Below are 23,921 nucleotides of genomic sequence, written 5' to 3'. Positions count from 1 at the left end.
ATGATCACATCGCCCACCGTCACCGACACGCTAGCGGGGGCCCTTGTCGCCGCCCTTGCCCAGCTTGTTGAAGTCGATCTTCGGAAGCTTGAAGCCCGGCGGAAGGCCCTGCCCACCGGCCAGGTCACCCGGGTCCAGGCCCGGCGGGAGCTGCGGCATCCCGCCCGGGAAGCCACCCGGCATACCGGCGCCGGTACGCGGCCGCCCGCCGCCCTTGGTGCCCTTGCGCTTGTTCTTCGGCGACTTGGTCGCCTTGCGCCGGCCACCGCCGGGCAGGCCCATCATGCCGCCCATCTGCTTCATCATCTTCTGCGCGTCGGTGAAGCGGTTGAGCAGCTGGTTGACGTCCATGACGGTGACGCCGGAGCCGCTGGCGATCCGGGCCCGGCGGGAGCCGTTGATGATCTTCGGGTTGGTGCGCTCGGCCGGGGTCATCGACCTGATGATCGCGGTCACCCGGTCGAAGTGCTTGTCGTCCAGCTCGGCGAGCTGGTCCTTCATCTGCCCCATGCCCGGCATCATGGCCAGCACGTTGGCGATCGGGCCCATCCGCCGGACCGCGATGAGCTGATCGAGGAAGTCCTCCAGCGTGAAGGTCTCCCCGCCCATCAGCTTGGCGGTCATCTTGTCCTTCTGATCGGAGTCGAAGGCCGCCTCGGCCTGCTCGATCAGAGTGAGGACGTCGCCCATGCCGAGGATCCGGCTGGCCATCCGGTCGGGGTGGAAGACGTCGAAGTCCTCCAGCTTCTCGCCGGTGGAGGCGAACAGGATCGGCTGGCCGGTGACCTCGCGGACGGAGAGCGCGGCACCGCCGCGCGCGTCGCCGTCGAGCTTGGACAGGACCACGCCGGTGATGCCCACGCCGTCGCGGAACGCCTCGGCGGTGCGGACCGCGTCCTGGCCGACCATCGCGTCGATGACGAAGATGACCTCGTCGGGCTGGACCGCGTCGCGGATGTTCGCGGCCTGCTGCATCATCTCGGCGTCGACACCGAGCCGGCCTGCGGTGTCGACGATCACGATGTCCCGGGCGGCGCGGCGGGCGTGCTCGATCGATTCGCGGGCCACCTGCACCGGGTCGCCGACGCCGTTGCCGGGCGCCGGGGCGTACACCTCGACGCCGGCCCGGCCACCGAGCACCTGGAGCTGCCCGACGGCGTTCGGGCGCTGGAGGTCGGCGGCGACGAGCAGCGGCTGGTGGCCCTGGCTCTTGAGCCAGCGGGCCAGCTTGCCGGCGAGCGTCGTCTTGCCGGAGCCCTGGAGACCGGCCAGCATGATCACGGTCGGCGGTTGCTTGGCGAACTGGAGCCGCCGCCCCTCGCCGCCGAGGATGTTGATCAGCTCCTCGTTGACGATCTTGATGATCTGCTGGGCCGGGTTCAGCGCCTGGGAGACCTCGGCGCCGCGCGCCCGCTCCTTGACGTTCGCGATGAAGCCCTTGACCACCGGCAGGGCGACGTCGGCCTCCAGCAACGCCATCCGGATCTCGCGCGCGGTGGCGTCGACGTCGGCGTCGGTGAGCCGGCCCTTGCCGCGGAGCTTGGTGAAGATGCCGGACAGGCGGTCACTCAAGGTGTCAAACACGCGAACATCCCGTTTGTCGTTTTCGGCGGGCACATGCTGGTCGGGCCGGTGGTCCAGCCCACCGTTAGGGTAGCCCGCCGCCCGCACCCCCGCTCCGGCCCGGCCGCCCACGCGCCCGCTCCCGTCCGAGGGCGGGCCCGGCCGGGGTCAGGACACGACCAGGCCCGACTGGTACGCGAAGACCACCAGCTGGGCCCGGTCCCGCGCGCCGAGCTTGACCATGGCCCGGCTCACGTGGGTACGCGCCGTCGCCGGGCTGACCACCAGCCGCCCGGCGATCTCGGCGTTGCTCAAGCCCTCGCCCACCAGCGCGACCACCTCGCGTTCCCGGTCAGTGAGCGACCCGAGCCGGGGATGCGGGCGCGGCACCCGGGCCGGCCGGGTCGCGAACTCCCGGACCACCCGGCGGGTCACCGACGGGGACAGCAGCGCCTCCCCCTCGGCGACCAGGCGGATCGCCCGCAGCAGGTCGGCCGGACGGGTGTCCTTGGTGAGGAAGCCGCTGGCGCCGTGCCGGAGCGCGTCGAAGACGTACTCGTCCAGCTCAAACGTGGTCAGCACCACCACCCGGGTGCCGGCCAGCGCCGGGTCGCCGATGATCCGGCGGGTGGCCTCGATGCCGTCGACGCCGGGCATCCGCACGTCCATGAGCACCACGTCGGGGCGTTCCCGGCGGGCCGTCTCCACCGCGGCGAGCCCGTCGGCGGCCTCACCGACCACCGACAGGTCGTCCTCACTGTCCACCAGGGCGCGCAGGCCGATCCGGACCAGGTCCTGGTCGTCGGCGAGCAGTACGCGGATCATGCGGCCTCCCGCAGCGGCAGCGTGGCGTGCACCCGGAAGCCACCGGGCGCAGCCGGCCCGGCGCTGAACGTACCGCCGAGCGCGGTGACCCGCTCACGCATCCCGGCAAGACCGGACCCGCCGGACGGCTCCGGCGCGGCGTCCCGGCTCCGGCCCCGGCCGGTGTCTGTCACCTCCACCGTCACCTCGCCCGGGGCGTACCCGACGCGGACCGCGGCGGTGGCCGGGCCGGCGTGCCGTAGGACGTTCGTCAGCGCCTCCTGCACCACCCGGTACGCGGCCAGGTCCACCGCCACCGGCAGGGCGAGCGGCGCGCCGGTCACCTCGACGGTGACCGGGACCCCGGCGCCGGCCAGCCGCTCGCGCAGGTGCGGGAGCTGGTCCAGCCCCGGCGCCGGCGCGCGTTCGTCGGCGACCTCCTCGCGCCGGACCACGGTCAGCGTGACCCGCAGCTCGTCCAGTGCCTCCTTGCTGGTCCGGCTGATCGCGGTGAGCGCCGCCTCGGCCTGTTCGGGCCTGCGGTCCAGCAGGTGCAGGGCGATCTCGGCCTGGAGGTGGATCGCGGCGAGCCCGTGGCCCACCACGTCGTGCACCTCGCGGGCCACCCGCAGCCGTTCCGCGTCGGCCAGCCGGCGGGCCTCGTCGGTCCGGTTCCGGGCGACGGCCTCCCGGCTCAGCCGCGCGGTGACCCCGGCCGCGAACGGCACCACCACCCACGCGGCCACCGGCATCAGCCCGACCAGGCCGGGCGAGCGCGCGCCGAACAGGACGTAGGCCAGCAGCGCCGCCAGCGCGCCCGCGCCGGCCACCGCCGCGTCGCGCACCGGCCGGTACGCGGCCACCGTGTAGACCGCGACGAAGAACGAGAGCAGGATCGGGCCGTACGGGTAGCCGAGCACCAGGTACGCCGTGGTCGCCACGGTGACCACGGCGAGCGTGACCAGCGGCCGGCGCCGGCGCACCGCCACCGCGAGCGCGGCGACCACCACCAGCGGGTAGGCGCCGGGGCCCGCGTCCACCCCCTGGTTCACGCCGGCCGGCGCGGTGCCGACCAGACCGATCGCCAGCAGGGCCACGGTGAGCAAGGCGTCGGGCCACCGCCGTTCCCGGTCCATGTCCCCTCCCCCGTCCCGGCTCAGCCGATGTCCCGCCGACGCAGCAGCGCCGCGCCGGCCGACGCGAAGACCACCAGGTAAACGGCCACCACCAGGGCCGCCCGTCCGCCTCCGACGACTGCGGCGACACCGGGCGTGTCCCCGGGCGCACCGAGCGCGGCGGCCAGCGACCCGGCGTTCGGGCCGGGCAACCCTTCCTGTGCGGTCGCCACCCAGTCGACCAGCGGGGCGGCGATCGCGGCGAGCAGGTTCTGCACGGCGAGCATCCACACCAGCCCCAACCCGACCGGCAGCGCCACCGCGCGCAACGCGACCGCGAGCACGGCACCGAGCATGGCCCACATCGTGGCGATGAGCCACCCCGCGCCGACGCCGGTGAGCAGGTCGCCGGCCGACGGCCAGCGCACCGGCTGCGCCTCGGCGGACGCGACGAGCACCGACGCCACCGCACCGACCGCGAACACCGCCAGCACCACGGCGAGCGCGGCGACCGCGAGGACGAGCAGCTTGCCCGCGTACACCTGGAGCCGGGTGGGTCCCTGGGTGAGCACCGTCTTCCAGGTCCCCCAGGCGTACTCGCCGCCGACCGTGAGCACGCCGAGGATCAGCAGGATCGCGCCGAGGAACACCGGCAGGCCGCCCAGCGAGTTGCCGACCAGGTGGTCGGGGAGCATGGCAGGCAGGGTCCGGTCCGTGTTCGGGCCGTCCGTGCCGCCGGCCACCCCGGCGTACGGGAAGACGTAGGTGAAGATCAACGACAGCGCCAGCGTGATGCCCAGCAGCAGCCAGGTGGCCGGGCGCCGGACCAGCTTGACCAGTTCGGCGGAGAAGCTACGCGACATCGGCCGTACCCCTCTCCACCAGCTCGAAGAAGACCTGTTCCAGATCCCGGTCCCGGTGCCGCAGCTCGCGTACCGCCAGCCCGGCGCCGACCAGCTCGGCGTTCAGCCAGGCCGCCCGGTCCGGCTCCACCGACAGGTCCAGCCCGCCGTTGACGACGCGGACCCGGTCGGCGCCGACCAGCTCCCGGGCCCGGGTCACCGCCTGGTCGAGCGGGTCCGCGAGCACCCGCAGGCCGGCCGAGCCGCACAGCTCGGCGACGCTGCCCTCGGCCACCATCCGGCCGCCGACGATCACGCCGATCCGGTCGCAGATCTGCTCGACCTCGCCGAGCAGGTGACTGGAGACCAGGACCGTGCAGCCTGCCGCGCCGAGGCGCCGGATCAGGGCCCGCATGTCGGCAATGCCGGCCGGGTCGAGGCCGTTCGTCGGCTCGTCCAGGATCAGCAGGCGCGGGTCCTTCAGCAGCGCGGCGGCCACCCCGAGCCGCTGCTTCATGCCCAACGAGTAGCCGGTGTACCGGTCACCCGCGCGGCTGGTCAGGTCGACCAGGTCGAGGACCGTCGCGATCCGGTCCGCGCCGACCCCGGCGTAGCGGGCCAGCACACGCAGGTTGTCCCGGCCCGACAGGTACGGGTAGAAGGCCGGCCCCTCGATCAGCGCGCCCACGCCGGTGAGCCGACCGGCGCCGGGGGTGCGGCCGAGCAGCCGCACCGTCCCCGCGCTGGGCCGGACCAGGCCGAGCAGCATGCGCAGCGTCGTGGTCTTGCCCGCGCCGTTGGGGCCGAGGAAGCCGTACACCTCGCCGGCCCGGACGGTCAGGTCGAGATCGCGTACGGCGGTCAGGCCGCCGTACCGTTTGCTGAGCCCTTGGGTCTGCACTGGCAGGTTCATGCCGTCGAGCGTCGCGCCGACGACCGCGCGGCGCGTCGGCCCGTCGGCGGCTCCCGGCGTACGTCAGCGGACGTAGCCCTGTTAACAAGGGGCCCCTGCTCTACCGGAGGCGTTAAGAAGGGGCCCTTCCTTACACGGCGGCGAGCACGGCGGCCTCGATCCGGGCCCGTTCCTCGTCCGGCGGCCAGCCGCCGACCAGGTAGAACGCGTCCACCACGTCACCGCCGAGCGTGGAGATCCGGGCCGCCCGCACCTGGGCGCCCGCGTCGTCGAGCGCGCAGGTGACCCGGTACAGCAGCCCGGCCGCGTCGGCGGCGCGCAGTTCCAGCAGCACCGCGTCGGTGGCCGCCTCCCGGTGCCAGACGACCCGGGGCGCGGCGCCCTGGCTCCGGGCGGCGAGCGCCCGGCCACGCAGCCGCTGGATCACCGAGACGTCGCCGCTGACCGCGCGGCGCAGGTCGGCGCTGAGCGCGATCGGGTTCGGGGCCAGCCCGTAGCGCGGCTGCACCCGGCACTGCACCAGGGCGCGGCCGTCGACGGTGGCGGCGTCCGCGGAGATCACCTCCAGGCGGTGCAGGGCCAGGCAACCGGCCACAGTGGCGAGCAGCCCCCGCCGGTCGGCGGCGGCCACCGACACCCGGTCCTCCCCCAGGTGTACGACCGGCAGCGGCCCGGCGACCAGCGCCGGGTCGGGGGCCGGCGGAGCGGGCACCTCGCCGGTGTCCAGCGTGGTCCGCACCCGGGCCACCAGCTCGGCGATCAGCCGGCCCTTCCAGGCGGACCAGGCGGCCGGGCCGGTGGCGGCGGCGTCGGCGCGGACCAGGGCGTGCAGCAGTTCCAGCGTGGCGGTGTCGCCGACCCGCTCGGCGACACCGGCGACGGTCTTCGGGTCGGACAGGTCCCGGCGGGTCGCCACGTCGGGCAGCAGCAGATGCAGCCGGACCAACGTGCCGATCAGGTCCGCCTCGGCCGGCGACAGCCCGATCCGGGTGGCCACCGCCTCGGCCAGCGGCGCGCCGACAGTCGAGTGGTCCCCGTCCAGCCCTTTGCCGATGTCGTGCAGGAACGCGCCGAGCAGCAGCAGGTCGGGGCGTTCCACGTCGCGGGTGTGCCGGCTCGCCTCGTACGCGGTCTGCACGAGGTGCCGGTCGAGCGTGAACCGGTGCACCGGGTTGTGCTGGGGCAGGCTGCGCATCCGGGTCCACTCGGGCAGCCAGCGGTCGATCAGCCCGTACCGGTCGCAGGTCTCCCAGGCGGGCACCAGGCCGGGACCGGCCCCGAGCAGGGTGATCAGCGCGGCCCGGGCCGCCGGTGGCCACGGCGCGGGCAGCGGTGGGCAGTACGCGGCCAGCCACTCGCAGGTGGCGCGCGCGATGGGCAGCCGGGTGGTGGCGGCAGCGGCGGCCACCCGCAGTGACAGGCTCGGGTCGGGGCGGGCCCCGATGGCGGTGCGGGCGAGCACCAGTTCGCCGTCCTGCTCCACCACGTCCCGGGCGACCGGGCGGCGCAGCGGGCGGCCCGGGGCGGCGCGGTGCCGGCCGGAACGGAGCCGGTCGGCGGCGCGCCAGGCGTCGTCCAGGGCGTGGCTGACGGTGCGGGCGTCGCCGGCCACCAGCCGCAGGAGCGCGTCGCCGTCCTCGGCGCCGAGCAGCCGCGCCACGCCGTCGCGTTCCTGCGCTACCAGGCGGTCGACCCGACGGCCCACCTGCTGGTGCAGCGCGTCGCGGGTGTCCAGCAGCCGCCGGTGCGCGGCGTACACGGCCGGGCGGAGCGCGTCGGTGACCCCGGCGGTGGCGATGGCCCGCAGGATGCCCACGTCCCGCAGCCCGCCGGCCGCCTCCTTGAGGTCACCTTCGAGCAGGAACGCCAGCTCGCCGTGCGCCTCCCACCGGGCGGCGGTGATCTCGCGCAGGCCGGGGAGCTGGCGGATCGCGGTCCGCCGCCAGTGGTCGGTGGCGGTCCGGGCGAGCTGGTCGGTCAGGGCCGGGTCGCCGGCCACGTGCCGGGCGTCGAGCAGGCCGAGGGCGACCTTGACGTCGTCCTGGGCCACCGACAGCGCCTCGGCGACGGTACGCACCGAGTGGTCCAGCCGCAGCCCGGCGTCCCAGATCGGATACCAGAGCGACGCGGCCAGCTCGTCGATGCCGGGTACCCCGGCGTGCAGCAGCACCAGGTCGAGGTCGCCGTAGGGGGCGCACTGCCGGCGGCCCAGCCCGCCCACCGCCACCAGCGCGACCCCGTCCCGGGCCGGGAAGGTCCGGCGAAGCCAGGCCTCGAGCGCCTCGGCCCGCGCGATCCGGGCCGGCTCACCGATGCCTCCAGGTACGCCGACGACCTCGTTGACCACGGGCACGCCGTCCCCGGTGGGGGCGGCGGCCGTGGTCAACGAGGTCATGTCAGCGGGTTCGGCCGTCAGAGGGCGTCGAGCCCGCGCTCGCCGGTACGCACCCGGACGACCTCTTCGACGCCGGTCACCCAGACCTTGCCGTCGCCGATCTTGCCGGTCCGGGCGGCGCCGACGATCGCGTCCACGATCTTGTCGACGTCGATCTCGTCGGTGAGCACCTCGACCCGGATCTTGGGCAGGAACTCGACCGTGTACTCGGCACCCCGGTAGACCTCGGTGTGCCCCTTCTGCCGGCCGTAGCCCTGGACCTCGCTGACCGTCAGCCCGGCCACGCCGAGGGCGTGCAGAGCCTCCTTCACCGCGTCCAGCTGGTACGGCTTGATGACCGCGGTCACCAGCTTCATGTCCAACCCCTCCATCCCAGGAACGTTAACCGGCGACCTTCTCGCTGACCGGCGCGGACTCGTCCGGCTCGACGGCGGGCTCCGAGCCGGACTTGCCGGCGCCGATCCCGGCCATCGCGAACGCGCCACCGCTGCTGCCCGTGGTGGGCGACAGGTCGTAGCCGCTCTCCGCGTGCTCGGCGATGTCGATGCCGTCGACCTCGGCCTCGGCGGAGACCCGGAGGCCGATCGTCTTGTCGATCACGAAGCCCAGGGCGAAGGCGACGACGAAGGAGTAGACGCTGACGATCAGCGCGCTGATCGCCTGCTTGCCGAGCAGCGTGGCGTCGCCGCCGACGAACAGGCCGTCGGTCTCCACCAGCGAGCTCACCGAGGCGGTGCCGAACAGGCCGATCCAGAGGCAGCCGATCCAGCCGCCGACGAAGTGCACGCCGACCACGTCGAGGGAGTCGTCGTAGCCGAGCCGGTACTTCAGGCCGACCGCGAGGGCGCAGACCGCACCGGCCACCACGCCCAGCAGCACCGCTGCGGCCGGGGTGATGAACGCACAGGCCGGGGTGATGGCGACCAGACCGGCGATGGCGCCGGACGAGGCGCCGACCAGGGTCGGCTTGCCGTCGCGCACCCACTCCACCACGATCCAGCCGAGCAGCGCCGCGGCGGTGGCGACCTGGGTGTTGATGAACGCCAGCGCGGTGACCCCGTCGGCGGTCAGCTCGGAGCCGGCGTTGAAGCCGAACCAGCCGAACCACAGCAGCGCGGCGCCGAGGGCGACCATCGGGACGTTGTGCGGCTTCATGCTCTCGCGCGGCCAGCCGACCCGCTTGCCGAGCACGAGCACCAGCGCGAGCGCCGCGGCGCCGGCGTTGATGTGCACAGCGGTACCACCGGCGAAGTCCAGCGCGCCGATGTCGCCGCCGATCAGCCCGCCGCCCCAGACCATGTGGGCGACCGGGAAGTAGACCAGGGTGGCCCAGCCGAACGCGAACAGCAGCCAGCCGGCGAACTTCACCCGGTCGGAGAGCGCACCGCTGATCAGCGCCACGGTGATGACCGCGAACATCATCTGGAAGGCGATGAAGACGTAGATCGGGATACCCGTCTCGCCCCACAGGTCGTTCTCGCCGACGAAGGTCTTGGTGCCCAGGTACTGGCCCAGGTCACCCCAGAACTTGCCGCCCTCGCCGAAGGCGACGGTGAAGCCGTAGAAAAGCCACAGGATGCTGACGAGCCCGATGGACGAGAAGCTCATCATCATCATGTTCAGAACGCCCTTGGACCGGTTCAGGCCGCCGTAGAACAGCGCGAGACCGGGGGTCATGAGCAGCACGAGGGCAGTCGAGACAAGCAACCAGGCAGTGTTCCCGGTGTCGATCTCCACGCTGCCTCCTCTCGTTGTCGTATTCCTCCCTCCGACTGAGTCCTGGCAGCATCGCCCGTCAGCCGGTTGCGCGGAAGCTTTGTCGCCGGCTGTTTCCTTCAGCGACACCGCGCGATTTCCGACGCGTGACGGGTTGTTTCCGGCGTGTGAAGAACGCCGATCTTGGTCAGCGCAGCGCGTACTCCAGCTGGTGCCGCTCGTAGTCGAGCAGCCGCAGGTCACGCATAGGGCGACGCAGGTGGCCCTTGTGGACGATCCGGACGAACGCCGGCTCACCGGCGGCGGCCATCCGCCGGATGCCCTCGACGTGGTCGACGATGCGCTTGCGGATGGTCCGGATGAGCCGGTGCCGGTCGCGCGGGATCAGCCCGTACGCGTCGGCGAACAGGCGCAGCCGGCGCGGCCGGTCGGGGCGCTTCCAGCCGAGCGTCACCGAGTCACGGTCGGAGAAGATCGGCACCCAGGTCCAGGCCGCGTACGCCACGTCGTAGATGCGGGCGCCGGGCGAGGCGAGGTCGAAGTCGATCAGCCCGAGCGTGCCGTCCGGCCGCCAGATCACGTTGTGCGGCGCGGCGTCGTGGTGGCAGATCACCTCGGTGTCCGGCGGGGGCGGCCCGAACGAGCGCCAGACCGCGCCGGGCGGCGGGGTGAAGCCGTACTGGGCGTCGTGGAACATCCGCAGCATGGTGGCCACCGTGACCAGTGCCTCGTCGGTGACCCAGTGCGGGGCCAGCGGGTACTCCCCGCACTCCCCCTCCAGGTACGACAGGACCTCCCGGTTGCGCTCGTCCATGCCGAGCGCGCGGGGCGCGCCGGTGAAGCCGACGTACTCCAGGTGACGCAGCAGCGCGTGCACGGAGGGCGTCCACGGGCCGGCGTTGCGCCGGACCGTGTCTCCCACACGGACCACTGTGCTCACGTTCCCGCCGTGCAGCGGAATCTCCTGCGAAGTCACGTACGGTCTCCCGAGGCGTGGCGACGGGTGGCTGGGGTCGCGCCACCCCGCGTAGGCGCGATCGTCAGTCGTCACGGGAGAGGCTACGCGTCCCGGGCGAGCGGCTCGGTGCCGAGCAGCGCGTCGACGAACTGCGCCGGGTCGAACGGGGCCAGGTCGTCCTTGCCCTCGCCGAGGCCGACCAGCTTGACCGGGATGCCGAGCTTGCGCTGCACGGCGATCACGATGCCGCCCTTGGCCGTCCCGTCGAGCTTGGTCAGCACGACCCCGGTCACGTTGACCACCTCGGTGAAGACCCGCGCCTGCTCCAGCCCGTTCTGGCCGGTGGTGGCGTCGAGGATCAGCAGCGTCTCGTCGATCGGGCCGTGCTTCTCCACGACGCGCTTGACCTTGCCCAGCTCGTCCATCAGGCCGATCTTGTTCTGCAGCCGGCCGGCGGTGTCGATGAGCACGGTGTCCACGCCGGTGTCGATACCCCGCTTGACCGCGTCGAACGCGACGCTGGCCGGGTCGGCGGCCTCGGGCCCGCGGACCGTCTCGGCGCCCACCCGGCCGCCCCAGGTCTCCAGCTGGTCGGCGGCGGCGGCCCGGAACGTGTCGGCCGCGCCGAGCAGCACGCTGCGGCCGTCCGCGACCAGCACCCGGGCGATCTTGCCGCAGGTGGTGGTCTTGCCGGCGCCGTTGACGCCGACCACCAGAACGATCGCCGGGACGCCCTCCTTCGGCGCGGTCCGCAGCGAGCGGTCCAGGCTCGGGTCGAGCGCGTTCACCAGCTCGGCGGCGAGCAGCGCGCGCAGCTCCTCACCGGTGCGGGTGCCGAGCACCCGGGTCCGCTCCCGCAGCCGGTCGACGATCTCCCGGGTGGAGTCGATGCCGACGTCCGCGGTGATCAGGCTGTCCTCGATCTCCTCCCAGGTGTCCTCGTCCAGCCGGTCGCGGCTGAGCAGGCCGAGCAGGCCCTTGCCGAGGGCGTTCTGCGAGCGGGACAGCCGGGAACGCAGCCGGACCAGCCGCCCGGCGGTCGGCTCCGGCACCTCGACCGGGGGGGCCTCCACCGGTGGAACCTCGACCACCACGCCGGTGGTGAGATCCGCCTCCGGGGCCTCCACCGGCGGGCCGGCCAGATCCTCCTCGGCCCGGGTGTCGACCTCCGTGCGCGGCAGCGGAGGCTCCGGGCGCCGGCGCAGCCGGGGCACCACGAGGCTCAGGCCGCCGATGATCAGCACGCCGAGCAGGGCGAGAGCGACGAGAAGGTATTCCGTCATGCCCGAAATCCTGTCAGATGCCGGCGACGACGTCCCACTCACCGCCTCGGCACGCGAACAACCTGCGGGTACGCTCGCACCGGAAGGCGTACCGCAACCGCCGGCCGGGTAGGGAACAGCCGAAACGATCTTGACGGAGGTGCGTCTTGCCCGGTTCCCGCCTGCTCATCGGCCCGCTGCTGCGCCGGGTCGTCGACACGCGGGCGACCGTCTGGGTGGAGACAAGCTCGCCCGCCGTGGTCACCGTCCGCACCGCCGACGGCGCCACCGGCAGCGCGCCCACCTTCTCCGCGTACGACCACCACTACGCGATCGTCGTGGTGACCGGGCTCACCCCCGACAGCGCCACGACGTACGAGGTGCTGATCGACGACGAGGTGGCGTGGCCGCTGCCGGACTCGTCCTTCCCGCCCAGCGTGATCCGCACCCGCGCGCTCGACGACGCCGACCAGCCGGTGCGGCTGCTGTTCGGCTCCTGCCGGGAGACCACCCAGCACTCCACCGCGCGCAAGCTGCCGCCGGACGCGCTGGACGCGTACGCCCGGCGGGTGATGGCCGCGCCCGAGCAGGCCGCGCTGCCCGACCTGCTGGTGCTGCTCGGCGACCAGGTGTACGCGGACGAGACCTCGCCGACCGTGCGGCGGCTGCTCAAGCGTCGCCGCAAGCGGCCGAAGGACGCCCCGGCGACGCAGGTGGTCAGCTTCGACGAGTACACGAAGCTCTATCTGGAATCGTGGCGCGACCCGGAGATCCGCTGGCTGCTCGCCACCGTGCCGAGCGTGATGATCTTCGACGACCACGAGGTGATCGACGACTGGAACACCTCGCAGTCGTGGCGGGCGGACATGCGCGAGCAGCCGTGGTGGGCCGAGCGGATCCGCAGCGGCCTCGCCTCCTACTGGGTCTACCAGCACCTGGGAAACCTGAGCCCGGACGAGATCGCCGCCGACCCGGTGTACGCGAAGGTGATGGCCGCCGAGGACGCCACGGGCGTGCTGCACGAGTTCGGCGAGCGGGTCGACAAGGAAGCCGACCTGGCGCACGACACCGAGCGCTGGCGGGCCGTGCAGTACCAGTGGAGCTACGCGCTGGACCTCGGCCGCACCCGTCTGGTGATGCTGGACAACCGCTCCAGCCGGGTGCTCCTGCCCGGCAGCCGGGCGATGCTGCCGCCGGGCGAGTGGTCGTGGTTCCTCGACCAGGCGCACGGCGAGTACGACCACCTGGTGGTGGGCAGCTCGCTGCCGTGGCTGCTGCCGCCCGGCATCCACCACGTCGAGGCGTGGAACGAGCGCCTGGCCGACTCCAGCCGGCCCTGGGCGGCCCGGATCTCCGAGCAGATCCGCCGGGCCCTGGACCTGGAGCACTGGGCGGCGTTCCGGCGCTCGTTCGAGGCGCTGGGCGAGCTGTTCGCGCGGCTGGGCAGCGGCACCGCGCCGCGTACCGGGGCGCGGGTGGGCGCCGGGCCGGCGTACGCGCGACCGGCGTCGATCAGCGTGCTCTCCGGCGACGTGCACCACTCGTACGTGGCGCGGGCCCGGTTCGCCGACCGTGACGTCCGCACGCCGGTGCACCAGCTCACCTGTTCGCCGATCCACAACCAGGTGCCGGCCGGCATGCGCCCGCTGATGACGCTGGGCTGGAATCCGGGGCCGGCCGGGGCGACCCGGGCGCTGGCGCGTTCGGCCGGGGTACGCCGCCCGCCGGTGCGCTGGCGGAAGCTCGCCGGGCCCTATTTCGGCAACGCCGTGGCCACGCTCACCCACCAGGGCCGTAAGGCCGCCGTGGTGATCGAGGGCACGACCAGCGACGGCGACCTGCGACCGGTGGCGCAACAGCAACTCAGCGAGGGCGACTGAGTACCCTCTGAGCGTGGACGAGACGCTGCGCGCCGTGGAGCACGAGTTGACCGCGCTGCTGCGCCGCGGCCGGGCGCTGTCCTGGGAGATCGCCCGCGAGGTCCATCCGAACCTGGAGCCCAACGCGTACGGCCTGCTGCTCTGGCTGCGGCGGTCGGGGTCGACCCGGCTCACCGACCTGGCCGTCAAGCTGGGCATCGGCAAGGGCACGCTGAGCCGGCAGATCGGCGGGCTGGAGGCGCTGGGCCTGGTACGCCGGGACCCGGACCCCACCGATCGGCGGGCGGCCCAGCTCAGCCTCACCGAGGAGGGCACGCGGCGGTTCGACGCGGCTCGCGCGGCCCGACTCGGACAAATAAGGCGTTCGCTGGAGAGCTGGCCGAAAGAGGATGTGGCGGACCTCGCCCGGCTGATGCACCGCTTCAACGAGTCGTTCTGACGGGGCCCGCTCCGGAACAAAGCCGCCCCGCCACAAGTTGTTGCTTTAGGCAACCACACCCTACGGTTGCCCTAGGCAACGTTTCTCCCCCGTTCCGGAGGCAATCCACGATGACTCAGGCGACTGCGCCCGCCCGGGCGACCGCCGTCGACATGTCCCACCGGCAGATCCTGGAGGCGCTCTCCGGCCTGCTGCTGGGCATGTTCGTCGCGATCCTCTCCTCCACGGTCGTCTCCAACGCGCTGCCGCGAATCATCACGGACCTGCGCGGCGGCCAGTCCGCGTACACCTGGGTGGTCACCTCGACGCTGCTGGCGACCACAGCGACCACGCCCATCTGGGGCAAGCTCTCCGACCTGTTCAGCAAGAAGCTGCTGGTCCAGATCTCCCTGGTGGTCTTCGTGCTGGGCTCGGTGCTCGCCGGGCAGGCGCAGACCACCAGCGAGCTGATCGCCTGCCGGGTGGTGCAGGGCGTCGGCGCGGGCGGCCTCACCGCCCTCGCCCAGGTGATCATGGCGACGATGATCGCCCCGCGTGAGCGCGGCCGGTACAGCGGCTACCTCGGCGCCGTGATGGCCGTCGGCACGATCGGCGGCCCGCTGATCGGCGGCGTGATCGTGGACACCTCCTGGCTCGGCTGGCGCTGGTGCTTCTACGTCGGCGTGCCGTTCGCCGTGCTCGCCCTGATCGTGCTCCAGCGGACGCTTCGGCTGCCGGTGGTCAAGCGCGACGTGAAGATCGACTGGTGGGGCGCCACGCTCATCACCGCCGCCGTGTCGCTGCTGCTGGTCTGGATCACCCTGGCCGGTGACAAGTACGACTGGATCTCCTGGACCAGCGGTGCGATGGTGACCGGCGCCGCGCTGCTCGGCGCGCTCGCCGTCCGGGTCGAGAAGCGTGCCGCCGACCCGATGATCCCGCCGCACCTCTTCCGCAACCGCACCATCACGCTCGCCGTCATCGCCAGCATCGCGGTCGGCGTCGGCATGTTCGGCGCCTCGGTGTTCCTCGGGCAGTACTTCCAGATCAGCCGCGGCGCCAGCCCCACCATGTCCGGCCTGATGACGCTTCCCATGATCGGCGGCCTGCTGGTCTCCTCGACGGTGGTCGGCCGGATCATCACCGCCACCGGCCGCTGGAAGAGCTGGCTGGTCATCGGCTCGGTGCTGCTCACCGCCGGCTTCGCGCTGATGGGCACCATGCGGGCGGACACGCCGTACTGGCACCTCGCCGTCTTCATGGCGCTCATCGGTCTCGGCGTCGGCATGTCCATGCAGAACCTGGTGCTCGCCGTGCAGAACACGGTCCGCCCGGACGAACTCGGCGCGGCAAGCTCGGTGGTGTCCTTCTTCCGCAGCCTCGGCGGCGCGATCGGCGTCAGCGCGCTCGGCGCGGTGCTCGGTCACCGGGTCACCGGCTACATGGCCGACGGCCTGAGCCGGCTGGGCATTCCCGCCACCGGCTCCGGCGGCGGTGGACTGCCGGACGTGCACACGCTGCCCGGCCCGATCCGGACCGTCGTCGAGTCCGCGTACGGACACGCCGCCGGCGACATCTTCCTGGCCGCCGCCCCGTTCGGGCTGCTCGCCCTGGTCGCTGTGGTCCTCATCCGGGAGGTGCCGCTGCGCCGCTCCAACGCCGAGCCGGTCCCCGACCCGACCGGGCCGGAGACGACAGCCGTGGTCCACACCGCAGGGCGGGGCTGACGATGAACGCCCCGGAACGTGAGCGGTACGGCCCGCGGACCCGGCCGTCGCCCTACGAGCGGGGTACGGACGGGCCGCGGGTGGTGCTCGTCGGCGTGGACGGCAGCCGCACCTCGATGCGCGCCGCCGCCTACGCCGCCGGGCTGGCCCGCCGCCAGGGCGCCGCGCTGGTGGCCGTGTTCGTCAGCGCGGCGGCCACGTACAGCGCGATGCTCTCCGGCGTGGTGGCCGGCGCGGTCCAGCAGACCCACGACGAGCTGGCCGACGAACTGCGCGACGAGTGCCGGCGTGGAGCCGAGGAACTGGACCTGCCGGTGACGTTCCTGTGCCGGCGTGGCGACGCCTACACCGAGCTGTGCCGGGCCGCCGACGAGCACCGGGCCGACATGGTCGTGGTCGGCTCCTCCGAGCAGGCCGGGCACAAGCTGGTCGGCTCGGTCGCCACCCGGCTGGTCCGTACCGGCCGGTGGCCGGTCGCCGTGGTGCCCTGAGCGGTCAGGCGGGGCCCCGGTTAACGCCTCGCGAGATGGCGGGGCGCCCGCCTAACATCCTCCGGATGACCTGGAGAGCACCTGAGATCGACCGCCGCCACGAGCCTTTCGTCGCCGACGAGCGCACCATGTTGCAGGGCTGGCTCGACCTGCACCGCGACACCCTGGTGCACAAGTGCGCCGGGCTGACCGCCGAGCAGCTGCGCACGCCCAGCGTGGAGCCCTCCGGGCTGACCCTGCTCGGCCTGGTCCGGCACATGGCCGACGTGGAGCGGTGGTGGTTCCGCCACCGCGCCGCCGCCCTGGAGTTGCCCGACCTCTACGACTACAGCACCGACCCGGACGCGGACCTCAACGGCATCGCCGACGCCGACCCGGCCGAGGCGTTCGCCACCCTGCGGGCCGAGATCGAGGCAGCCGACCGGGCCGTCGCCGAACTGCCGCTGGAGCACACGTTCGTGCACCGCCGGGGCGAGGCCACGAACGAGATCAGCCTCCGCTGGGTGTACGTCCACATGATCGAGGAGTACGCCCGGCACAACGGCCACGCCGATCTGATCCGGGAACGCATCGACGGCGTCACCGGCACCTGAGCCGGCTCAGTACGCCAGCGCCGCCCGCAGGTAGCGCAGGTCGGCCGGGCCGCTCCAGCGGTGGGCGGACAGCCCGGCCACCCGGGCGCCGGCCACCGCGCGGTCCTCGTCGTCGACGAACAGCACCCGGGCCGGGGGCGTCCCCAGCGCCTCGCAGGCGGCCTGGAAGTACTCCTTCGCCGGCTTGTGCACTCCGACGACAGAGGAGTTGACGATCACGTCCAGTTCCTCGGTCAGGCCCAGCGCGGCCAGGTCGGCGTCGAGCAGGTCGGTGGCGTTCGTGCCCAGCCCGACCCGGATGCCGCCCGCCCGCACCTCGCGGATGAACGCCAGCACGTGCGGGTCCACCTCGCCGCGGTAGCTCTGCCACTCCTGAACCGCAGCACGGGCCCGGTCCGCGCCGACCGCGGGGGTCAACGCGTCGGCCACGCTCACCATCCACTGGGCGTGGCTGACCTGGCCGGTCAGCACCGGCTGGAGCAGTCCCCAGGACATCGCGATCTCACCGAGGACACCCTCGGTCAGCCCGTACTCCCGCTCGACGCCGGCGGCCACCGCCGGATCCCAGCGGCGCAGCACGCCGTCGAAGTCCACCAGGAGCGCCGTGGCGCGTTCCCGACTCACTCGCTCGTCACCTGTTCCTCGTCGTCGGCCCGGTTGAGCCGCTGGCTGATCACCTGGGTCACGCCGGCCCGCATTGTCACCCCGTACAGCGCGTCGGCGATCTCCATGGTCCGCTTCTGGTGCGTGATCACGATCAGCTGGCTCTTCTCCCGCAACTGTGCCAGCAGCGTGATCAGGCGGCCCAGGTTCACGTCGTCGAGCGCCGCCTCCACCTCGTCCATGATGTAGAACGGGCTGGGCCGGGCGCGGAAGATCGCCACGAGCATCGCCACGGCGGTCAGCGACCGCTCCCCGCCGGAGAGCAGCGAGAGCCGCTTGATCTTCTTCCCCGGCGGCCGGGCCTCGACCTCGACACCGGTGGTGAGCATGTCCTCCGGGTCGGTGAGAATCAGCCGGCCCTCGCCGCCGGGGAACAGCACCGTGAAGACCTGCTCGAACTCCCGGGCGGTGTCTTCGAACGCGCTGGCGAAGACCTCCAGGATCCGGTCGTCCACGTCCTTGACCACGGTGAGCAGATCGCGCCGGGTGGCCTTGAGATCCTCCAGCTGCTCGGAGAGGAACTTGAAGCGCTCCTCCAGCGCGGCGAACTCCTCCAGCGCGAGCGGGTTCACCTTGCCCAGCAGGGCCAGTTCCCGTTCCGCCTTGGCGGCCCGCTTCTCCTGCACCGGCCGCTCGTAGCGCACCGGGTCCGGCACCGGACGGCCGTCCTTCTCGGCCAGCGCCACGTCCGCGTCGGTGGGCGGGACGAGCCGGTCGGGGCCGTACTCGGCGACGAGCGTGGCCACGTCCAGGCCGAAGTCCTCGGCGGCCTTGGCCTCCAGCTGCTCGATGCGCATCCGCTGCTCCGCGCGGGCCACCTCGTCGCGGTGCACCTGGCTGGTGAGCCGTTCCAGCTCGGCGGCGAGGCGCTTGGCCGCGCCGCGTACCTCGGACAACTCGGCCTCGCGGGCGGCGCGCTCGCGGGCGACGGCGTCGCGGTGCTCCTCGGCCCGGGCGATCGAGTCGGTGAGCCGGGTGAGCGCCTCCCGGGCGCCGCCGACCACGGCGCGGGCGATCTGGGCGCCGCGGGCGCGGGCCGCGCGCCGGGCGGCGGCGCGCTCCCGCGCCGCGCGTTCGGCGGTGGCCTGCCGGGCCAGCGAGTCGGCCCGTCCGGCGATCGAGGCCACCCGCTCCTCGGCGGTACGCACCGCGAGCCGGACCTCCATCTCGTTCTGCCGTGCCTGCGGCACCATGGCGGCGAGCTGGTCCCGTTCCTCGGTGGACGGTTCGGCGTCGAGCGGGGTGACCTCGGCCAGCCGCAGCCGTTCCTCCAGCTCGGCCAGCGCCGCGAGATCCCGTTCCCGGGCCGCCTCGGCGCGTGCCCGGGACTCGCCGAGCCGGTCGGTCTCCGCCTTCGCCGACCGGGCGGCCGCGCCCAGTTCGGCGAGGCGGCGCGCGGCGGCGTTGCGGTGGCTCTCCGCCTCCCGCTTGGCGGCGGCGGCGTGCTGCACGGCCTCCTTGGCGGCAGCCACCTCGGCGCGCGCCTCGGCAAGCTGTTCCCGCAGCTCGGCGGCGGTCCGCTCGGCGGTGGCGCGGTTCGCCCGCGCCTCCTCGACGGCGGCCTGCACCTCGATGAAGCTGGGGGCCTTGGCCGACCCGCCCGCCGCCGCGTAGGCACCGACCACGTCGCCGTCGGGGGTGACCGCGCGCAGCTCCGGGTTCGCGGCGACGAGCGCGGACGCGGCGGCCAGGTCGTCGACGAGCGCGACGTCGCGCAGCGCCCGGTGCACGGCCGGCCGGATCGCGGCCGAGCACTCCACCAGGTCGGGCGCCCAGCGCGCGCCCTCGGGCAGCTTCGGGCGCAGGGCGTCCGCGGAGCCGTCCATGCCCGGCCCGGCAGGGCTGCCGACCAGCAGCCCGGCCCGGCCGGCGTCGGAGATCTTGAGCAGCCGCATCGCCTCGACCGCCTCGTCCACGCCGGTGACGGCCACCGCGTCGGCGAGCCCACCCAGCGCGGCGGCGAGCGCCGCCTCGTCGCCGGGGGCGACGGTGAGCAGCCCGGCGAGGCTGCCGAGCAGGCCGGGCACCTGGTCGGCGCGGGCCAGCAGCTCACCGGCGCCGTCCTTGCGGCGCAGGCCCATCGCGAGCGCCTCCTCGCGGGCCTTCCAGGTGGCGGCGTCCTTCTCCGCGGTGCGCTCCCCGTCGGTCAGGCTGCGCACCGCCGCCTGGGCCCGCTCGTGTACGGCCACCGCCTCGTCGTGCCGGGCGTCCAGGTCGGCGTTGTCCCGGTCGGCCTCGGTCGACTGCTCGGCGACCGCGTCCAGGTCGGCCTGCGCCTTCTCGGCCCGGCCCATCGCGTCGGCGTGCGCGGCGGCGAGCCGTTCGATCTCCTCACCGGCGCTGGTGGTCCGCGCCCGGGCGGAGTTCACCTGTCCGGTCAGGCGGGCCAGCCCTTCGCGCCGGTCGGCGATCGCCTTGGCGGCGGCGACCAGTTCCCGCTCGGCGGCGGCGAGCTGCCGTTCCAGCTCCTGCCGGTGCTCGACCGCCTCGGCCAGCCGGATCTGGTCCTCGGTGAGCGCGGCCCGCAGCTCCTCCTCCTGCTCGCGGACCCGCCGCGACTCCGCCTCCAGCTGCTCCGGGTCGCGGCCGGGGCGCTCGTCGTCGCCGGCGGCGCTGAGGTGACGCAGCCGCTCCCGGGCCAGTTGCTCGATCGAGCGGAACCGCTCCTGGAGGGCGGAGAGGCGGTACCAGGTGTCCTGCGCCGCCGCCAGCAGCGGCGCGTCCTCGGCCAGCGCCGCCTCCAGCTCGCCGAGGCGGCCCTGCACCTCGCCGTGCTCGGCCTCGATCAGCTCACGCCGCTCCCGCAGCGCCGTCTCGTCGGCGATCTCCTTGTCCAGTGTGGTCCGCAGCGTGTGCAGGTCGTCGGCGAGCAGCCGCAGCCGGGCGTCGCGCAGGTTGGCCTGGATGGCGGCGGCGCGGCGGGCCACCTCGGCCTGCCGGCCCAGCGGCTTGAGCTGGCGGCGCAGCTCAGCGGTGAGGTCGGTCAGGCGGTTGAGGTTGGTCTGCATCGCGTCGAGCTTCCGCAGCGCCTTTTCCTTGCGCTTGCGGTGCTTGAGGACGCCGGCCGCCTCCTCGATGAACGCCCGCCGGTCCTCCGGCTTCGCGTGCAGCATGCCGTCGAGCCGGCCCTGCCCGACGATGATGTGCATCTCGCGGCCGATGCCCGAGTCGGAGAGCAGTTCCTGGATGTCGAGCAGGCGGCAGGAGTCGCCGTTGATCTCGTACTCGCTCTCGCCGGAGCGGAACATCCGGCGGGTGATGGAGACCTCGGTGTACTCGATCGGCAGCGCGCCGTCGGTGTTGTCGATGGTGAGGGTGACCTCGGCCCGGCCCAGCGGCGCGCGTCCGGCGGTGCCGGCGAAGATGACGTCCTCCATCTTGCCGCCGCGCAGCGCCTTGGCGCCCTGCTCGCCGAGTACCCAGGCGATGGCGTCGACGACGTTGGACTTGCCGGAGCCGTTCGGGCCCACCACACAGGTGATCCCGGGCTCCAGCTTCAACGTCGTGGCGGAGGCGAAGGACTTGAAGCCCTTCACCGTCAGGCTCTTGAGATGCACCTTCTCGATCCTCGTCCGGTGGCCGCCGCACCGTCGCCGGCTGCGCGGACCTGGTGAACCCGCAGACTAACCCGGGACCGCGACGCCGCCGCGACGCGACCCACCCGACGCCCGCGGTGTCCGTTTTCCGCCCGGCCGTCGCGGAGCGAACGGAAATGCATGATCACAATTACCGGGCGCAATTCGGGGCGGTTTCGCAAGATCGAGAATTACGGCGGGAACCACCAAAAGGGGTACGCACATGGCTGCGCGCCGGCACTTGAGTGTCGGCGCGCTTTTCGGTGTGGTGCGATTCAGTTTTCCGGCGACTGGAGATCAGGTCAGCGCGGGCTCGGCCAGACGGAGGAGGTCGTCTGCCTCCGCCGCTGCCGCCGCAAGCCGATCGTTGTCGGCACGCAGACGCGTGATCTCGAACTCCAGTGCCTGAACCCTGGCACGCAGACGGGTGACCTCGTCGAGCAGGCGCCGGTCGGGCGCTGCACTTACGTGGCCGTAGAGGGCCTTCGCCATGCTGAACTCCTTGATGTGCGCTGCCGGAAAGGCCGGCCAACGCGCGCCCATGATGTTCGCGGCTACCATTCCCACTGCATCGGGGCATGGCTGGGCGCGACTGGCGACACCACTATATTGAGCCGAAACCCCTGCTTCGTCAAGTTGACCAAGGCCGTAGATCATCTCCACGTCGGCCGGGCCACTCGCCGGGGGGCTGCCACAAGGCGCGGACACGCTCTGTCCGGACACCTTTACTGTACGCCGGAAATGTGTGAACGCCTCACCCCCGGCGGCTGCTTGGCCTTAACTCTTCCTTAGCCACGTTGCCGCAGCTCCGAGCGCGCCCGTAGCGTCACCCCGGCCCGTAACCAACCCGTGGAGGGGACAGGCGTGTACCGCTGGAACGACCCGATCGACCCGGAGGGCACCCCCCGGCGCCCCGAGCAGCCGACCGACGAGGGTCCGGCGTGGCTCACCGACCGGCCCGAGCCGCGGTCGTCGTACCTCTTCGGAGACGGAGCGCAGCAGCAGGCGCCCGCTGGCTACGGCCCCGCCGGTTACGACGCCGAGCCGGCCGGCTCCTACCCGCCGCCCCGCGACCGGTGGAACGGCGAGGAGCAGCCCACGGCCGCCTGGCACGGCCAGGAGCCCGCGTGGCACGGCCACGAGCAGCCGGCCGGCGGCTGGGAGCAGCCCGCCGCGACCTGGCAGCCGGCGAGCGACATCCCGGCCGACGAGCCGCGACGCCGCAAGCGGCGCCTGTCCCGGCCGCTCGTGATCGGCGGGGCCGCCGCCGCGGCGACGCTCGTGGTGAGTCTCGGCGTGGGAGCGGTCCTGCTGCCCGGCGACGACCAGGGCGCGAAGCGGACCTCCGCCGACGCGCCGGTGGCCGCCGCGCCGCAGGCGCCCGAGGATGCCGGGGACGGCCCCGCGGACGCGCTCGCTCCCGGGTCGGCCAGCCCGTCGGCCGTACCGACCACCGTCGAGCCGAGCCCGTCGAAGAAGGCCACTCCGAAGCCGAGCCGCAGCACCGCGCCGTCGCGGCAGCAGGAGCGCAGCAGCGCCCCGAGCGGCGGCGGCACCGGGGCCACCAAGGCCACCGCCACGACCGCGCTGAGTGCGGAACTCCGGAAGGTCGTCACGCTGGTGAACGAGGAGCGGGCGAAGGCCGGCTGCAAGGCGCTGACCGTGAACGCCAAGCTGAACCTGGCCGCCCAGCGGCACAGCCAGGACCAGGCCGACCACAAGAAGATGGACCACAACGGCAGCGACGGCAGCAAGCCCTGGGACCGGGTGAAGCGCGCCGGCTACAACTACAGCATGGTGGGCGAGAACGTCGCCTGGGGCTATCAGACCGCGGCCGAGGTGATGGACGGCTGGATGAACTCCGAGGGGCACCGGAAGAACATCCTCAACTGCGGGTACACCCAGATCGGGATGGGTCTGGCGCGCAGCAACGGGCCGTACTGGACGCAGGTCTTCGCCACCCCGGCGTGACCCGCGCGTCGTGACCCGCCCGGCGCTCGTTGACCGGTCGGGGGCGGCGTCGGGCCGCCCGCGTCCGGGGAGTCGTCGATGCGGATCCGGCCGGGGTGGGCCGTGCCGCGCGCCCGGCCGGCCCGCGTCCGCCGACGTGGCCCGCGCCGGGGCGTGGCGCTCGCACTGACCGCGCTGCTGCTCGCCCCGGCGCCGGCCTGCCGGCGGCCGATCACCCCGCCCGGCGCGCCCACGCCCTGGCCGGTCGCGCAGGCCGACAGGTGGCGGTGGCAGTGGCAGCTCACCACCCCGGTGGACGTCACCGTCGACGCCGACGTCTTCCTTCTCGACCCGGTGGCGACCACCTCGACCGAGACCGCCGCGCTGCGCGAGCAGGGCCGCCGGCTGGTCTGCCACGTCCGGGTCGGCACGTACGCCGCCGACGATCCGGACGCCACCCGCTTCCCCGCCGCCGTACGCGGCTCGGCAGTACCCGGACGACCGGGGAGCCGCTTCCTGGACGTACGGCGCTGGGACGCGCTCGCGCCGGTGCTGGCCGACCGGTTCCGGCTGTGCCGGGGCAAGGGCTTCGGTGCGGTGGCACTGGCCGACGCGGACGGCTACCGGTACCGCTCCGGCTTCCCGCTGGACTTCGACGACCAGTTGCTGTTCAACCGTCGGCTGGCCGGGCTGGCCCGCAAGCTCGGCCTCTCCCCCGGACTGGTCGACGACGTGGCGCAGGTGGCCGCGCTGGCGCCCGACTTCGACTTCGCGGTCAACCAGGAGTGCGTACGCCGCCGCGAGTGCGCGAAACTGCTGCCGTTCGTCGACGCCGGCAAGCCGGTCTTCCACGTCGAGTACACGGGTGAGCCGGCGGACTTCTGCGTCACCTCGGTCGGCTACAGCTTCGCCTCGATCCGCAAGGATCGGCAACTGGACGCCTGGCGGGAACCCTGCGTGCTGCCGTGACGGCACAGCTCAGCCGGTGGTCGCGCCGGGGGCCGGAATGGTGGTTTCGAGGTCCTCCAGAGACCTGCCTTCGGCAGACCGTGCCGA

The 23,921-nt window shown here is 73.3% G+C and carries 20 protein-coding genes; 7 read left to right on the top strand and 13 right to left on the bottom strand.

Translation table 11 applies throughout. The features are described 5' to 3' along the window. Window positions 1-30 precede the first annotated feature (30 nt). The 10 genes from ffh to ftsY all read right to left on the bottom strand — a co-directional run bounded on the left by ffh (window position 31) and on the right by ftsY (window position 11,589). On the bottom strand, window positions 31-1,584 hold the full coding sequence (gene ffh, locus FHU28_RS09855) for a signal recognition particle protein (protein WP_184683024.1): 1,554 nt from the start codon (window positions 1,582-1,584) through the stop codon (window positions 31-33). 147 nt (window positions 1,585-1,731) lie between these two features. Then, window positions 1,732-2,388, bottom strand: coding sequence for a response regulator transcription factor (locus FHU28_RS09850; protein WP_184683023.1), 657 nt, complete (start codon window positions 2,386-2,388; stop codon window positions 1,732-1,734). Further along, the gene (locus tag FHU28_RS09845) at window positions 2,385-3,503 is read right to left on the bottom strand and encodes a sensor histidine kinase (RefSeq protein ID WP_184683021.1); all 1,119 of its coding nucleotides are present in this window, start codon (window positions 3,501-3,503) and stop codon (window positions 2,385-2,387) included. The genes FHU28_RS09850 and FHU28_RS09845 overlap by 4 nt, the downstream gene beginning before the upstream one ends. Window positions 3,504-3,523: 20 nt before the next feature. Next, window positions 3,524-4,345: an ABC transporter permease gene (locus tag FHU28_RS09840; protein ID WP_184683019.1), complete on the bottom strand. Its 822-nt coding sequence runs from the start codon at window positions 4,343-4,345 to the stop codon at window positions 3,524-3,526. After that, window positions 4,335-5,237: an ABC transporter ATP-binding protein gene (locus FHU28_RS09835; protein WP_184683017.1), complete on the bottom strand. Its 903-nt coding sequence runs from the start codon at window positions 5,235-5,237 to the stop codon at window positions 4,335-4,337. The genes FHU28_RS09840 and FHU28_RS09835 overlap by 11 nt, the downstream gene beginning before the upstream one ends. A gap of 130 nt (window positions 5,238-5,367) precedes the next feature. After that, the gene (locus tag FHU28_RS09830; RefSeq protein WP_184683015.1) at window positions 5,368-7,632 is read right to left on the bottom strand and encodes a [protein-PII] uridylyltransferase; all 2,265 of its coding nucleotides are present in this window, start codon (window positions 7,630-7,632) and stop codon (window positions 5,368-5,370) included. Window positions 7,633-7,649: 17 nt separating this feature from the next. After that, complete coding sequence (locus FHU28_RS09825) at window positions 7,650-7,988, bottom strand: P-II family nitrogen regulator (RefSeq protein ID WP_174537509.1); 339 nt, start codon at window positions 7,986-7,988, stop codon at window positions 7,650-7,652. Window positions 7,989-8,013: 25 nt separating this feature from the next. Continuing rightward, window positions 8,014-9,369, bottom strand: a complete 1,356-nt coding sequence (locus FHU28_RS09820) for an ammonium transporter (protein ID WP_184683013.1) — start codon at window positions 9,367-9,369, stop codon at window positions 8,014-8,016. 166 nt (window positions 9,370-9,535) lie between these two features. Further along, window positions 9,536-10,399 carry an aminoglycoside phosphotransferase family protein gene (locus FHU28_RS09815; protein WP_174537508.1) on the bottom strand — a complete coding sequence of 288 codons (864 nt, stop codon included), beginning with the start codon at window positions 10,397-10,399 and terminating at the stop codon, window positions 9,536-9,538. Between the two features lie 8 nt (window positions 10,400-10,407). Next, complete coding sequence (gene ftsY, locus FHU28_RS09810; protein ID WP_184683011.1) at window positions 10,408-11,589, bottom strand: signal recognition particle-docking protein FtsY; 1,182 nt, start codon at window positions 11,587-11,589, stop codon at window positions 10,408-10,410. A gap of 146 nt (window positions 11,590-11,735) precedes the next feature. Between ftsY and FHU28_RS09805 the strand changes: the two genes are divergently transcribed. The 5 genes from FHU28_RS09805 to FHU28_RS09785 all read left to right on the top strand — a co-directional run bounded on the left by FHU28_RS09805 (window position 11,736) and on the right by FHU28_RS09785 (window position 16,677). Continuing rightward, the gene (locus FHU28_RS09805; protein WP_184683009.1) at window positions 11,736-13,448 is read left to right on the top strand and encodes an alkaline phosphatase D family protein; all 1,713 of its coding nucleotides are present in this window, start codon (window positions 11,736-11,738) and stop codon (window positions 13,446-13,448) included. Window positions 13,449-13,461: 13 nt separating this feature from the next. Then, window positions 13,462-13,887: a MarR family winged helix-turn-helix transcriptional regulator gene (locus FHU28_RS09800; RefSeq protein WP_073830382.1), complete on the top strand. Its 426-nt coding sequence runs from the start codon at window positions 13,462-13,464 to the stop codon at window positions 13,885-13,887. Between the two features lie 110 nt (window positions 13,888-13,997). Further along, window positions 13,998-15,593 (top strand): MDR family MFS transporter, encoded by a 1,596-nt coding sequence (locus tag FHU28_RS09795; RefSeq protein ID WP_184683007.1) that lies wholly within the window; start codon window positions 13,998-14,000, stop codon window positions 15,591-15,593. A 2-nt stretch (window positions 15,594-15,595) separates the two neighbouring features. Next, window positions 15,596-16,084: a universal stress protein gene (locus FHU28_RS09790; RefSeq protein ID WP_184683005.1), complete on the top strand. Its 489-nt coding sequence runs from the start codon at window positions 15,596-15,598 to the stop codon at window positions 16,082-16,084. A gap of 65 nt (window positions 16,085-16,149) precedes the next feature. Beyond that, entirely contained in the window at window positions 16,150-16,677 is a 528-nt protein-coding gene (locus FHU28_RS09785) for a DinB family protein (protein ID WP_184683003.1), read from the top strand. 6 nt (window positions 16,678-16,683) lie between these two features. On the opposite strand, the gene FHU28_RS09780 is transcribed toward FHU28_RS09785, so the two are convergent. The 3 genes from FHU28_RS09780 to FHU28_RS09770 all read right to left on the bottom strand — a co-directional run bounded on the left by FHU28_RS09780 (window position 16,684) and on the right by FHU28_RS09770 (window position 21,407). Further along, window positions 16,684-17,301 carry an HAD family hydrolase gene (locus tag FHU28_RS09780; protein WP_184683000.1) on the bottom strand — a complete coding sequence of 206 codons (618 nt, stop codon included), beginning with the start codon at window positions 17,299-17,301 and terminating at the stop codon, window positions 16,684-16,686. Then, entirely contained in the window at window positions 17,298-20,897 is a 3,600-nt protein-coding gene (gene smc, locus FHU28_RS09775; RefSeq protein WP_184682998.1) for a chromosome segregation protein SMC, read from the bottom strand. Before smc ends, FHU28_RS09780 begins: the two co-directional genes overlap by 4 nt. A 315-nt stretch (window positions 20,898-21,212) precedes the next feature. Beyond that, a complete protein-coding gene (locus FHU28_RS09770; RefSeq protein ID WP_013284566.1) occupies window positions 21,213-21,407 on the bottom strand; it encodes a hypothetical protein in 195 nt (64 codons plus the stop codon). A gap of 372 nt (window positions 21,408-21,779) precedes the next feature. On the opposite strand from FHU28_RS09770, the gene FHU28_RS09765 reads away from it, so the two are divergent. Beyond that, window positions 21,780-22,886 (top strand): CAP domain-containing protein, encoded by a 1,107-nt coding sequence (locus FHU28_RS09765; protein ID WP_184682988.1) that lies wholly within the window; start codon window positions 21,780-21,782, stop codon window positions 22,884-22,886. Window positions 22,887-22,964: 78 nt separating this feature from the next. After that, the gene (locus FHU28_RS09760; protein ID WP_184682986.1) at window positions 22,965-23,834 is read left to right on the top strand and encodes an endo alpha-1,4 polygalactosaminidase; all 870 of its coding nucleotides are present in this window, start codon (window positions 22,965-22,967) and stop codon (window positions 23,832-23,834) included. The last annotated feature ends 87 nt before the right edge of the window (window positions 23,835-23,921 follow it).

This window comes from Micromonospora echinospora, from assembly GCF_014203425.1.
In the GTDB taxonomy this organism is placed as follows: domain Bacteria; phylum Actinomycetota; class Actinomycetes; order Mycobacteriales; family Micromonosporaceae; genus Micromonospora; species Micromonospora echinospora_A.
This window is presented reverse-complemented; position numbering and strand designations above follow the sequence as displayed.